We start from the raw sequence: 10,380 nt of genomic DNA on the forward strand, positions 1-10,380 counted from the left end.
TCACAGTGCCCCGGGGGTCAGAGGGTCAGCCAGTAGGGTGCGGGTGGCCAGTGCCACATCGTCTTGACGCATCAAGGATTCCCCAATCAGGAACGTGCGGGCGCCATAGCGGGCCATATCCGCCAGATCCTGCGGCGTAGAAAGGCCGCTTTCGCAGACGATACTGCGCCCGGCGGGCACCAACCGCGACAAATGGCGAGTGGTGTCCAATGTTGTCTCAAAGGTTTTTAGATTGCGGTTGTTGATCCCCATTAGCGGGGATTTCAGCAGGCTGGCACGCTCCAGTTCGGCCTCGTCATGGACCTCAAGCAGCACATCCATGCCCCATTCCACGGCACAGTCTTCCAGCTCGGCGGCCTGTTCATCGGTAACCGAGGCGAGAATGATCAGGATGCAATCGGCACCCAGGGCGCGGGCCTCGGCAACCTGATAGGTATCATACATAAAATCTTTGCGCAGGGCGGGCAGGGAACAGGCAGCGCGCGCCTCCACCAAGAAGGATTTGGCGCCTTGAAAGCTTGGCGTATCCGTCAGGACCGACAGGCAGGCAGCGCCGCCCTGTTCATAGGCCTGGGCTAACGCGGCAGGATTAAAATCCTCCCGGATCAACCCCTTGGAAGGGCTGGCCTTTTTGATTTCTGCAATCAGCCCATAGCCGTCGCGGGCAGCACTGGAGAGCGCTTCCGCAAACCCCCTGGGGGCTGAGGCGTCGCGGGCTTCGGCTTCGACTTCGGCTAATGGCTTGGCGGCTTTGTCAGCGGCGATTTCTTCCAGCTTATAGGCCTTGATCTTATCCAGCACATTTTCAGCCATGGTCCTGCCTCCTGTCATTGTGTTGTGTCATGTCTACCCTTAGATCGTCCAGTCGATTGGCTGTGATCCGCGTGCAGCAAGCCAGCTATTGATCTTTGAAAACACCCCTGACCCAAAGAAACCGCGATGGGCAGATAGCGGAGATGGGTGGGCAGTCCTCAGGATAAGGTGATCGCCCGGATGGAGGTGTTTTTCAAGTCTCTGCGCCTGTTTTCCCCAGAATACATAGGCAGTGGGTCTTTGCGAGGTCCTGGCGAGCACCTGTTGAACCAGCTTCTCCCAGCCCAGATCTTTGTGCCCATTGGCTTCTCCGCTCGGCACCGAGAGTGCGGTGTTGAGCAGCAAAACGCCCTGTCGTGCCCAGTTTTGCAAATCCCCAGTGGCTGGATGTGCGCCAATATCCTTATGCAACTCTTTGTAAATGTTAGAAAGGGACCGTGGCAGAGGCCGCACGTCAGGCGCGACGGAAAAGGCCAGCCCATTGGCGTGACCCGGCGTAGGATAGGGATCCTGGCCCAGGATGACCACATGGGTGTTGTTCAGCGGCGTCAGTTCAAGCGCCGCAAAGCGCACCGAGTTTGGCGGCAAAATGGCCCGAGGTTCCGCATCCAGCTGCGCTTTGATTGCCGGCCAGTCCTGGGAGAAAAACGCCAGATCGCCCCAGTCACCTAACTGGGGTGCGCTTGGGGCTGAGCCAGCAGCTGTACTCATACGGCGGCGGCCGTGGTGATTTTTGCCAAGGCTTCTAGCTTATTCTTGGCCGCACCGGAATCTATGCTTTCGATAGCCTTTTCAACACCTTCTTTCAAAGAGTTGGCCGCATTCGCCACCACCAGTGCCGAGGCTGCGTTCAACAGAACTGCATCACGGTAGGCGCCTTTTTCACCGTCCAACAAGGCGCGGAAGGCCGCTGCATTGTCTGCGGGGCTGCCACCAAGGATGGCCTCAAAGGGATGTACGGGCAGGCCGGCCTGTTCCGGGTGCAGTTCGAAATCATTGATCGACCCGTCTTCTTCCAGCGCGGAGACCCAGCTGATCCCAGTGATGGTCAGCTCATCAGTGCCGTCGGATCCATGCACCAGCCAGGCGCGCTCGGACCCGAGCTGGCCCAGGGTTTCCGCCATGGGGCGGATCAGTTCGCGGCTAAATGCACCGGTGAGCTGACGTTTGACACCAGCAGGATTGGTCAATGGTCCCAATATGTTAAAGATCGTTCTTGTGCCCAGCTCCTGGCGGGTTGGCATCACATGTGCAACGGCCGGGTGGTGCATTGGCGCCATCATGAAGGCGATGCCGCAATGGTCCAGCGCCTCTTCGACCACCTTTGGCGGTACCATGACATTGATGCCCATCTGCGCCTGCACATCCGCCGTGCCAGAGCGTGACGACAGGTTGCGGTTGCCATGTTTGGCGACCACAACCCCGGCGCCTGCGGTGACAAAGGCGGTGGCGGTGGAGATATTCAAGGTATGTTTGCCGTCGCCGCCGGTGCCGACAATATCCATGGCCCCGGCGGGGGCTTTCACAGGATTACATTTGGACCGCATGACCGAGGCCGCAGCGGCATATTCATCAACGGTTTCGCCACGGGTGCGCAGCGCCATCAGGATGCCGCCAATCTGGCTGGGAGTGGCTTCGCCTTCAAACAACAGGGTAAAGGCCTGGGTCGCCTCATCGCGGCTCAGGGGGCGGTCGGCGGCGGCACCAATCAGCGGTTTGATCAGATCGCTCATGCGGGCACCTTCATGTCATCGAGGAAGTTCTTGAGCAGGGCATGGCCGTGCTCGGAGGCGATGGATTCGGGGTGGAACTGAACCCCGTGCATTGGCAGCTCTTTGTGCTGCAGCCCCATGATGGTGCCATCTTCCAGCTCGGCGGTGATGTCCAGACATTCGGGCAGGGTTTCGCGATCCACCACCAGAGAATGATAGCGGGTTGCCTCAAACGGGCTGGGCAGCCCGGCAAATAGCCCGGAGTTGTTGTGCTGTACCTTGCCCATCTTGCCATGCACGATCTCGTGACAGCGGACGACATTGCCACCAAAGGCCTGGCCGATGGTTTGATGCCCCAGGCAAACCCCAAGCAGCGGCGTTCTGGTTTCTGCGGCGGCCAGGGTCAGCGCCAGGCAAATACCGGCCTGTTCCGGGGCCTTGGGGCCAGGCGACAGCAGGATGCCTGCCGGATTTAACGCCATGGCCTCCTGCACGCTGAGGGCATCATTGCGATGGACCTCCATCTCGGCGCCGAGCTCTCCCAGATAGTGCACAAGGTTGTAGGTAAAGGAGTCGTAGTTGTCGATTAGCAGCAGCATCTTGGTGGGCTCTTTTATGGGTGGCGGGCGAGGGGGGCGCCGCAGTATAGTGGTTTCGGTATACTTGTTCAGGCTTGCGCGGCAGCGTCAAGAGCAGGACGGTCAATTGGCGCAGTGCCTGACCTGACAAGGGACCAAACAGGTAGCAAAACCGGTGCAGATGCACAGTTTGTTGTCTGTGGCTTTGAGGATAAACCAGCCCGGTGACAGGGTGGAAACAGGTGATGAGAGGCAAGACTGCGATGAAAGGGTTTCTCGGAGGCGTGAGTATCGGTGCACTGGTGGCCGTTGGCGGGGCAGCAATGGTGTCGCTGTCGTCTCCTTTGCCGAGCCGTGTGCAGGTTGATGCAACACTGCCGGATCAATCCAACCCGCCCAAAGCCGCCGCGACACAGGCGCCTGAGGCCAGTGAACGTCGCGATGCCGATCTGGTGGAAGCAGCCCCCAGCATCCCCACAAACTCCGGCACCGAGGACGCCAGTCCAGTTGCCGTTCTTGACACCAACCCCGGATCACGGCCCGTGGTGGCCACCGCGGAGGGGGCCAGCCCCGGCGATATGAGCCAAGGGGCAGGGGTGCAGAGCCTGCCACAGGTGCCAAGCACCGTCACAGCGGAGACCGAGAGCGGCGTAGCCCCCAATGCCCCGGCCCAGGAACAGGGGCCGGTTGTTTCCACCGAGACAGCGGCAGTGCCAGCACCGCCGGTCTCGACAGAAACGACCACAGAATCGGCGCCAATGGAATCATTGCCCCTGTCCGAACAAGCAGCTCCCTCGCAAGGGGCCAGCGGTACTGGCGATACCACGACTGTCAGGGTGGGCACAAAAATTACGGAAGCACCCGGCATGGGGGCAGACAGCCCCGCAGTGGAAACCGCCGATACGGAAACAGCAGACGCCACCCAACCAGCCGCCACCCAACCAGCCGCCACCCAAGCAGATGCCAGCCAACCGCGCCCGGGTATCACTGCTCCTGTAGTGGCGTCTCCTTCTGTGTCGGGTTCTCTGGGGCCAGAAATCGGGACAGCGCCGGTGGCCACTGCCCTGCCCAGCATATCTGCTACAGCTGTGACACCGTCGCAGCCAGAAGGCGGCGAAGCGCAAGCAGAGGTGGATCCAAACCAGCAAGAGAGCGCAGCTGCTTTGGTGGCTGACGAAGAGGCTGATGAACAGCAATTGGCCTCTGCCGAGGGCGCAACCTCTGGCGGGGAGCTGGGGGCACGCCTCGGCACCCGTGTGGTTCCGCTGACCGAACGCAGCAGCACACCGACTTTGATTGCCGGCGATGACGCGGCCCCCTCAGAGGCGGTTCTGGCCGAGGGTCAACCCTTTGAGATTAACGCCGAGGCTTTTGTCGCGCTGGATAACCGACCCTTGATGTCCATCGTATTGATAGATGACGCGGCCGCAATTGGCGCCGAAGCATTGCAGGATTTCCCCTATCCGCTGACCTTTGCAATTTCTCCTCAGGATCCAAAGGCTGCAGAAAAGATGAAGGCGCGCCGCGCCGCCGGGTTTGAGGTGCTTATCCTTGCCGACCTGCCGCGTGAGGCCAGCCCGCAGGACGCTGAAACCGCCATGGGGGTCTGGATGCAGCAATTGCCCCAGGCGGTTGGTATCCTGGAAGGAGTCGACACCGGGTTTCAGGGCAACCGGCCGCTTGCGGACCAGATGGTGGCGGTGATGAAGGCCACGGGCTATGGCATGGTGACCCAGAACAGCGGGCTGAACACGGTGCAAAAGCTGGCCCTGCGCGATGGTATGCCAGCGGGCGTGGTGTTTCGTGATTTTGACGGAGCCGGACAAAACCCGCGCGCCATTCGCCGGTTCCTGGACCAGGCGGCCTTTCGCGCCCGTCAGGAAGGCGCTGTGATCATGCTGGGCCGGTTGCGCCCGGATACCATTTCGGCGCTGTTGCTGTGGGGCTTGCAGGATCGTGCCAGCCAGGTGGGCCTGGCGCCCATTTCAGCCGGGCTCAAGGCCGCTCTTCCCGCGGCAGACTGAGCGGGAACCTAACATAAGGCCAGGCGCGCAGTGCGCCAACTCCAGGGGCGCTAAAACATAAAAGGGCCTCCACAGGGAGGCCCTTTTATGGTGTCCGTACTGAGGATCGCCTGTCCCGGTCAGCTGTTTCCATTGCCGACAAAGCGCGCCGCATCGGCTGCAGCCCGGCGGATGGCGTTGGATTTATGCACGGTTTCCATATATTCGGCCTCAGGGTCGCTGTCATAGACAACGCCACCACCGGCCTGCACATAGAGGGTCTGGTCCTTGACGATGGCGGTCCGCAGGGCGATGCACATATCCATGTCTCCCCCGGCTGAAAAATAGCCAACACCGCCGCCGTAGACACCCCGTTTTTCCGGTTCCAGCTCATCGATGATCTCCATCGCCCGCACTTTGGGCGCGCCAGAAACTGTGCCCGCAGGCATGCCGGCAAAAAACGCATCCAGGGCGTCTTTGTCTTCGTGCAGCTCGCCCACCACGTTGGAGACGATATGCATCACATGGCTGTAGCGTTCGATGATGAACTGCTCAGTGGGCTTGACCGTGCCGATCTTGGCAACCCGGCCGGTGTCATTGCGCCCCAGATCCAGCAGCATCAGATGCTCGGCCAGCTCCTTTTTGTCGGCCAATAGATCCAGCTCGTTGGCCTTGTCCTGTTCGGCGGTCTCGCCGCGGGGGCGGGTGCCTGCGATGGGGCGAATGGTGACCTCATTGCCAAACACCCGAACCAGGATTTCCGGGCTGGCACCGATCACCTGGAAGCCGCCAAAGTTGAAATAGAACATGAAAGGCGACGGGTTGGTGCGCCGCAATGAGCGATAGAGCGCAAAGGGGGGCAGCGGGAAGTCTTGGCTCCAGCGCTGCGCTGGAACCACCTGAAAGATATCGCCGGCCCGGATGTAGTCCTTGGCCTTTTCCACCGCTTCCATATAGCCGGATTTGGTGAAATTCGATACCGGCGGCGCGATCTCGCGGGCCTCGCCCAGATCGCGGGTTTCTGCGGGCATCGCCCGTTCCAGATCGCGCACCGCATCCATGACCCGTTCAGCTGCCTGGGCATAGGCAGCGCGGGCGGTCTGGCCCTCGCTCACCCAGGCTGGCGACACCACGGTGACCTCACCTTTGACACCATCCAGAACGGCGATCACCGAGGGGCGCATCATCACCGCATCCGGCAGGCCTAGCGGATCGGGGTTTACATCCGGCAGATGTTCCACATGGCGCACCATGTCATAGCCCAGATAGCCAAACAGGCCGGCAGCGGCCTGGGGCATATCCTCGGGCAGGTCGATTTTGCTTTCGGCCAGCAGCGCGCGCAGATTGTCGAGCGGATTACCCTCCTGCGGCTCAAACGCATCCGGGTCAAACCGGGCCGAGCGGTTGAGCGCCGAGGCCTCCCCATGGCTGCGCCAGACCAGATCCGGCTTCATGCCGATGATGGAGTAGCGTCCGCGCACCTCACCACCGGTTACGGATTCCAGCATAAAGGCGTCCTTCTGGGCGCCTGTGAGCTTGAGCATCAAAGAAACGGGAGTGTCCAGGTCTGCGGCAAGCCGCGTATAGACAACCTGGTTTTCACCGCTCTCATAGGCCGTGGCAAAGCGCGCAAAATCTGGGGTCAAAGCCATTGGGCGGGTCTCACTTGTTTACTGATAGTTCGTCATAACGGCGTTGAGCGCCTGTTGATCAACGCGCGGTGCTGCACGCAGTTGTGCGGCGCTGATAAAGGCAGAGAACAGCGCCTCGGAGACGGCCTGGTCCAATTGGGTGCCCAGCGCCTCGGCCAGGAGCTGCGTCTCCTCGTTGTTCTCGGCGGCAAGGATCTCATCCAGACGGACCACAACGGTGATGGCCTCGCCCTTGATCACTTTCAGATCCCCTGGTGCCATGGTGAAGATCTGGTTCATCATATCGGCTGGGGTATTGTCGAGGTAAGCGGTCCGGGTAAGGCCGGTTTCGGTCTGGACCTGGGTGCCTTCGGGGAAATCGCCGGTTGCAGAGGTGGCCGCCAGCAGGGCATCAGCCTGTGCCTGCAGCGCTGTCGCAACGCGATCGGCTTCCCACGCGGCCAGTACCTTTGGTTTGGCCTCTTCAAAGGCTTCGGGACGTTCCGGCAGGATCTCATCAAGGCGCAGCGCGAACAGGCTGCCATCCTCGAGGAATTCGGCCGAGGGGAAATCTTCCAGGGTCACCACACTGGCAGCGGTACGGAATCCCTCATAGGCGGTGATGCCTTCGCCGGTGTCGCCGCTCCAGCCCAGGCTGGCGACTTCCATTTCGCTTTCATTTGCCAGGTCTTCCAGCGTTGCACCGCCGGCAAGCAGATCGTTGATGTCTTCGGCCTGCTGCTCGATCAGGCGGCGGGCGCGATCCGCTGCCAGCTCGTCGCGCAGATCAGGCAGGGCCTGCTCAAAGGTGGTGAGCTGGGCCTCAAGGCGACCATTGATCCGGTACAGGGCAGGGCCAAGATCGGAAGGCAGCGGACCAGTGACATCATGCACCGCAGCGGCAAACACCGCTTCGCCTGCCGCGCCCAGGGCGGGCTGTGTTACATCGCCAAGGTCGATATCCTGCAGCGACAGACCGCGCGCCTCGACCAGAGCTTCAAAGGTTGTCTCAGCGGCATCCAGCTGTGCCTTGGCAGCGGTGGCGCTGGCCTCATCGGCAAAAACCAGACGTTCCACCAGGCGACGCTCGGCCACCTGATACTGGTCGCTGCGTTCGGCATAAAGTGCGCGCAGGGCCTCTTCTGAGACCTCGACGGTGTCCAGGATCATATCAGGGCTGAGGTGCGCATAGGTGATGCGTTTGGTTTCGGGCAGGGTGAACTGCGCCGTGTTGGCGTCATAAAATTCCTTGAGCTCCGCGTCGTCTGGCACCACCTGGATCAGGGCGATCTGATCCGGGCTAAACGGCACATAAGAGAAACTGCGGCGCGCACCGATGTAATCGGTCATGGTTTTGGTCATGGTGTTCGGCATTTTGGCACCGACCACGATGGCGCCTTGCACCAGGGTCCGGGCGGATTCGCGGCGCAGATCGGCCTCAAAATCGCTTTCGGTCAGGTTGACGTTCTGCAGCGCAAATTTATACGCCTGCCTGTCGAATTTGCCGCTGGCGTCCTGAAAGGCCGGGATTTCGGCCAGCTCTTGGCGCAGATTGTCATCGCCAACAGAAATGCCGAGGCTTTTGACTTCGTTATCAATGGAGGCGATGGAGATCAGACGGCTCAGAACCGCCTGGTCCAGACCAAAGGCCGCCATTTGGGCAAAGGTCAGGCTCTGACCGCCCTGGGCCTGCAGCGCACGCTGTTCGCGCTGCATCTCGCGTAGGTATTCGTCAACGGTGACCTCTTCCTCGCCAACAAGGGCAATGGCGGACATCGAGCTGCTAAAGTTGACCGCGCCAAAGCCGGCAAGGCCCACAATCAGCAAGCCCATAAGGATCCAAACAAAGGTATTGGATAGTTTTTTTATGCTTGTGGCCATGCTGCCCTCGTTGTTTTCGGTTCAGAAAGGCGCCGCGAGATTTTCGCCTGGGGGCTGCCTCTTCAAAAGAATTCGCACCTTGCATACGCTGCCACCCCAAGGGGAGCAAGATCCAGCGGCCTCCCAACCACTTGAATAAGGCGCTTTGACGGGGATCTGGGCCTATGGCTGGGAGAAATGCCGCCAGATCTGGTTGCTTTGGCCTCCTAGGGGGTGAAGTTGCACAATCGCGAGAACAGCTCGGCTATTCCATCGGCATCCACATTGGCAAAGGCTATGCGGAACTGACGCGCGGCAGGTTTGCTGCCTTCCGGCATAAACATGGTGCCGGGCAACATCAGCACCGAGGCATCGGTGACCAGTTTTTTGGCAATCTCTTCGGCGGGGGCTTCAAAGGGATGTTCAACATAGGCAAAATAGGCGCCGCATCCCAACAGCTTCCACCCCTGGGCTTGCAGGCTGGGGAAGTGGTCGATGATGGCCTGTTTGCGGGCCAGGATTTCAGCCTGTTCCCCAGCCAGCCAGTCTTGTAAGTTGTGAATACCCCATTGCGCGCCGATCTGTCCCAGCTGCGACGGGCAGATGGTAACGGTGTCGAGAAACTTCTCCATCTCAAACAGGCGCTGCGGCGCTGCGGCGATGGCGCCAACCCGGTGGCCGGTCAGACGGTAGGCTTTGGAGAAGGAATACAGATGGATCAAGGTCTGCTCCCAATCCGGATCCTGAAACAGCGCGTGCGGTGGCCCCGAGCGGCTGTCAAAGTCACGGTAGGTTTCGTCCACGATCAGGGTAAGCCCGTGGGATTTGGCCAGATCAAAATAGGCGCGCAGCAGGCCGGCGGGATATTCCACGCCGGTGGGATTGTTGGGGGTCACCAGCACGATGGCCTTGGTCCGCGCTGTGATCAGCGCCTGCGCGGCGTCGAGATTTGGCAGCATATCATCGCCAACCTGCAGCGGGCGGGCGGTGACGCCGCTGAGATCGAGCCACATTTTGTGGTTAAAGTACCAGGGCACCGGAATGATCACCTCATCCCCTTCGCCGCAAAGCGATGCAATCGTGGCGGCAAAGGCCTGGTTGCAGCCCGAGGTGATCCCAACCTGAGCGGGGGAGATGTCAGCCGCGTAATGGCTGCTCATCTGGTCTGCGAGCGCCTGACGCAACCCGTCGCGCCCCAGCACCGCCCCATAAAGATGCGCGTCATCCTGGTTCAGCGCCGCCTCTGCCAGCGCCTGGCGCAGACCCAGTGGCGGCGGATCCGCCGGGGCGGCCTGGCTGACGTTGAGCAAAGGGCGCTGGCTGGGGAAAGAGACACCTTCGACCCAGCGACGGGATTCGACAATTGGCGAAAGAAAGGTGGCCTCTGTGCGCGACTTGGTCATGCCCGCTCCTGTTCAAGGGATTTTCTGGTTCAGAATTGGTAGGGGCTTGGGCGGGCGATGGCAATCACTCTGTTTTGGGCAAAATCCTTTTGCCAGAAAAAGAGGTGCACAGAAAAACGCGCCCCAAGGGGCGCGCTGGTTTTATGATTTCAAGAGAGGCGTTTGCGTCTAATCCGCGCCGTCTATTTAGGTGCCGCGATAGGGCTCGACATATTGCAGCGCCATATCCCAGGGGAAAAAGATCCAGGTGTCCTGGCTGACCTCGGTGATAAAGGTATCCACCATGGGGCGGCCTTTGGGTTTGGCATAGACGGTGGCAACATGCGCCTTGGGGTACATGGCCCGCACCAGTTCCAGAGTTTTGCCACTGTCCACCAGAT

The 10,380-nt window shown here is 60.6% G+C and carries 8 protein-coding genes and 1 pseudogene; 1 reads left to right on the top strand and 8 read right to left on the bottom strand.

Annotation, left to right across the window (positions count from 1 at the left end; translation table 11 throughout):
* From trpC to QZ268_RS13430, 4 genes are read right to left on the bottom strand one after another with little or no spacing between them, the layout of a single operon-like run.
* Positions 1-813 (bottom strand): indole-3-glycerol phosphate synthase TrpC, encoded by an 813-nt coding sequence (gene trpC / locus QZ268_RS13415; RefSeq protein ID WP_295453505.1) that lies wholly within the window; start codon positions 811-813, stop codon positions 1-3.
* 39 nt (positions 814-852) lie between these two features.
* Positions 853-1,524, bottom strand: coding sequence for a uracil-DNA glycosylase (locus tag QZ268_RS13420; RefSeq protein ID WP_295453508.1), 672 nt, complete (start codon positions 1,522-1,524; stop codon positions 853-855).
* On the bottom strand, positions 1,521-2,546 hold the full coding sequence (gene trpD / locus QZ268_RS13425; protein WP_295453510.1) for an anthranilate phosphoribosyltransferase: 1,026 nt from the start codon (positions 2,544-2,546) through the stop codon (positions 1,521-1,523). Before trpD ends, QZ268_RS13420 begins: the two co-directional genes overlap by 4 nt.
* Positions 2,543-3,124, bottom strand: a complete 582-nt coding sequence (locus QZ268_RS13430) for an aminodeoxychorismate/anthranilate synthase component II (RefSeq protein WP_295453512.1) — start codon at positions 3,122-3,124, stop codon at positions 2,543-2,545. Before QZ268_RS13430 ends, trpD begins: the two co-directional genes overlap by 4 nt.
* Positions 3,125-3,348: 224 nt before the next feature.
* On the opposite strand from QZ268_RS13430, the gene QZ268_RS13435 reads away from it, so the two are divergent.
* On the top strand, positions 3,349-5,127 hold the full coding sequence (locus QZ268_RS13435) for a divergent polysaccharide deacetylase family protein (RefSeq protein ID WP_295453514.1): 1,779 nt from the start codon (positions 3,349-3,351) through the stop codon (positions 5,125-5,127).
* Between the two features lie 119 nt (positions 5,128-5,246).
* Here the strand turns inward: QZ268_RS13435 and trpE are convergent, their stop codons facing one another.
* The 4 genes and pseudogenes from trpE to QZ268_RS13455 all read right to left on the bottom strand — a co-directional run.
* Positions 5,247-6,758 carry an anthranilate synthase component I gene (gene trpE / locus QZ268_RS13440; protein WP_295453517.1) on the bottom strand — a complete coding sequence of 504 codons (1,512 nt, stop codon included), beginning with the start codon at positions 6,756-6,758 and terminating at the stop codon, positions 5,247-5,249.
* A gap of 18 nt (positions 6,759-6,776) precedes the next feature.
* Entirely contained in the window at positions 6,777-8,618 is a 1,842-nt protein-coding gene (locus tag QZ268_RS13445; RefSeq protein ID WP_295453520.1) for a peptidylprolyl isomerase, read from the bottom strand.
* A 206-nt stretch (positions 8,619-8,824) separates the two neighbouring features.
* Positions 8,825-10,000 (bottom strand): aminotransferase, encoded by a 1,176-nt coding sequence (locus tag QZ268_RS13450; RefSeq protein ID WP_295453522.1) that lies wholly within the window; start codon positions 9,998-10,000, stop codon positions 8,825-8,827.
* Between the two features lie 186 nt (positions 10,001-10,186).
* Positions 10,187-10,380 (bottom strand): annotated as a pseudogene (locus tag QZ268_RS13455) (xanthine phosphoribosyltransferase); the annotation flags it as partial.

The organism is uncultured Pseudophaeobacter sp. (genome assembly GCA_905479575.1).
Classification (GTDB): domain Bacteria; phylum Pseudomonadota; class Alphaproteobacteria; order Rhodobacterales; family Rhodobacteraceae; genus Pseudophaeobacter.

Coding starts and splice junctions, on each gene's coding strand:
- trpC (WP_295453505.1), bottom strand. CDS start 813: ATGGCTGAAAATGTGCTGGATAAGATCAAGGCCTATAAGCTGGAAGAA.
- QZ268_RS13420 (WP_295453508.1), bottom strand. CDS start 1,524: ATGAGTACAGCTGCTGGCTCAGCCCCAAGCGCACCCCAGTTAGGTGAC.
- trpD (WP_295453510.1), bottom strand. CDS start 2,546: ATGAGCGATCTGATCAAACCGCTGATTGGTGCCGCCGCCGACCGCCCC.
- QZ268_RS13430 (WP_295453512.1), bottom strand. CDS start 3,124: ATGCTGCTGCTAATCGACAACTACGACTCCTTTACCTACAACCTTGTG.
- QZ268_RS13435 (WP_295453514.1), top strand. CDS start 3,349: ATGAGAGGCAAGACTGCGATGAAAGGGTTTCTCGGAGGCGTGAGTATC.
- trpE (WP_295453517.1), bottom strand. CDS start 6,758: ATGGCTTTGACCCCAGATTTTGCGCGCTTTGCCACGGCCTATGAGAGC.
- QZ268_RS13445 (WP_295453520.1), bottom strand. CDS start 8,618: ATGGCCACAAGCATAAAAAAACTATCCAATACCTTTGTTTGGATCCTT.
- QZ268_RS13450 (WP_295453522.1), bottom strand. CDS start 10,000: ATGACCAAGTCGCGCACAGAGGCCACCTTTCTTTCGCCAATTGTCGAA.